Source organism: Cyanobacteriota bacterium (genome assembly GCA_025054735.1).
GTDB lineage: Bacteria > Cyanobacteriota > Cyanobacteriia > SKYG9 > SKYG9 > SKYG9.
Genome location: JANWZG010000493.1, coordinates 1 through 2,461 on the forward strand (window position 1 = coordinate 1; position 2,461 = coordinate 2,461).

Genomic DNA, 2,461 nt, shown 5'->3' on the forward strand with positions numbered 1-2,461 from the left:
TAACTTGCGGTGCAGTTGGTGCCAAACACTGTGGGTCACCCAGTCCTCTGCCTGTGTAGCATCGGGCACATGTTGAGGTAGAGGGTCGATCGTTTCGCCGACAGCTTCCAAAATTTGACCTAGAAAAATTTGATGGGGTGGATGCGATAACTGATAACCGCCGCGTGCACCACGCACGGAACGAACTAATCCTGACCGTCTGAGGTCAATTAACAACTTTTCCAAGTAGGGGGCGGGTAAACCTTGGCGGCGTGCAATATCGTTGACAGAGGCAGGGCCGTAATTAGGTTGCAAGCTTAGGTCGAGCAATGCCTTAACGCTATAGTGCCCTTTAGTGGTCAGTTTCATGATAATGATGCGACTTACCGGAAACCATGGTAGGGCAAGCATTGCCTTGTTAAGGGGTATTTCTAAGAAAGAATGCCCGAACGTCTGACCGTGTTTCGACTTCGGGCATTTCCTTGTTCATTCACTCCTCACACTACTTAACTTACGAGTGCGGAGGGGTAGTCGGGTGTGAAGTAGTGACAGTTTATGGAGTGGCACTAGTTGTCTATGAATAGTTGACTGTGAGTCAATGTTGCTTTGGTAGGGAGAAACTCTGGAAAAATGTCCCAAACTTGAAGGACTGGGCTAAACTGTCAACCAAAAATAATTGACGGTATATCAGAGACTCAATATCCATGAGCATGTGGCAATTCTTGATTCAACGTGAGGGCGATCGTGCTTGGTTGCCGATCGAAGCAGGAGGAGAAATTCCTGAAGGTCGCTATCGTCTGGCTGCCCGCACAAGTTATGTAAATACGCCTGTTGTCGTTGAGATTGTCTATGTTGAGGATGCAGAGCGATCGCAACCAAAAATTCAGCGACGAGCTGGTCAAACGAATGCTAGGGGGTTACTGATGGTCTTTCCCTACAGTAAGATGCCGATTGGTACCCTGACTGTCCGGTGCTTAGTGCATACAAAAGCAGCCTTGCAAAGTCACACCATCCAATTCCACATCTTAAGCAAAGATTTTGATGAACATGGCCGTTGGGATGATTGGCAACCCTCAACACCAGCTATAACCAAGGCTACTGGTAGTGATCACCAGAGAGTGTTGCCAGAGAATTCCGTAGAGAAGTGCATCCTAGATGTGCAGTTGCAGGTAACATCTGAAGCCTTGATGGCCACAAAGGGTCAGTCTCTGCTGGTCGAGGGTCATATTCAACTAGAGGCTCAGCCAGCAGGTATTGGTCAATCGTGGCAGGGACGACTGCAAATTACTCTATACGATCCACAAACAACTACCGCCTTGGTGCAGCAGGAATGCCCAGTACATACGGCTATCCTAGCGCCAGTCACAAGAGTGCCTTTTCAGTATCCAGTACTAATTCCTGATCAGGTTACTACCCATGTGTTGTTGGCAGAGCTAGCGTTACGTGCTGTAAATGATGACCCCGCGGCTGAACCCTTGGCAACAGCCTCATTGGTGGTAACGGTGAACTGGCAAGACTTACTGACACTGTTGCAGAATCCCTCGACGGAAGAGATAGATTGCTCATCAACTGAGCCTAGGGAGCCATCAGTACCAGAAGAGACGGTCAAACGTCCGCTAGACTTAACCTTTGTGTCAATGCTGAATCCCTCCAAGGCAGTCAATCAACCCCAGCCAGTCAGTCAGCCGGTAATGACGACTGTGAAGCCCTCCTCGCCCAAGTCTGAGGCTTGGCAGTCGGTAACTCTGCCTACATTTCCTCGGTCTGTGCCCGTGACTCATGTGGAGTGTGCGCAAGAACAGGATACTGGCCAACCATTGGCTGCGTCGGATGAGTTACTGACTATGATTGATAACTTGGCAAATCTGGATGAAGATGATGGAGTGACAGACGATCGTCCCTCGCTAGCTCTGAATGTCAACAGTAGTGATGAAGTATCTTCTAAGCCAGAGTCGGATTCCATTACGCCTGAGCCAGAGTTAGATGCTGTTGCACCAGCGTTTCGTAGCTTAAACCTACATCAACGCTTCTGGACAAGGCTTCACAACTTGGTCGGAGATGTGGAGTTGGCAAACTGGCTAGCCCCGGTTATGTGCCCAGATCATGATCCAGCAGTTAACCCAGAGGATGTCTCTCAGGTTACGGATGCCCAGCTACCTGCGACAGCGAGTACTGGCAATCAGCCTGACTGCTGTGAGCAATCTCGTGAGCAAGCTGATGTGGAAGATATTTGGTTAAGTCAAGAAATTGTCGTTGATGATGATTTCTGCCTACCTGATCGCAGCAACTGTATACCCTCATCGTCGCCGCCTCCATTCACAATACCGGATGACCAGCCTATCCCTGAACCAGTGCTGCATGTGCCTGAGGGTGAATGGATCGCAGGCAAGTCAATTCCAATTCGGATCACAATTCCAGATACTGGTGCCCAGCTTTGCGTGAAGCAGTGGTTCTTTGACTACGAAACTCGATCGGTCTTGGG

The 2,461-nt window shown here is 49.5% G+C and carries 2 protein-coding genes; one reads left to right on the forward strand and one right to left on the reverse strand.

Translation table 11 applies throughout. The features are described from left to right. On the reverse strand, positions 1 to 348 hold a 348-nt coding region (locus tag NZ772_17270), incomplete at its 3' end, for an Rrf2 family transcriptional regulator (GenBank protein MCS6815308.1). Positions 349 to 683: 335 nt separating this feature from the next. Between NZ772_17270 and NZ772_17275 the strand changes: the two genes are divergently transcribed. Continuing rightward, positions 684 to 2,461 (forward strand): hypothetical protein (locus NZ772_17275; protein ID MCS6815309.1); only part of this gene is annotated, 1,778 nt, incomplete at its 3' end.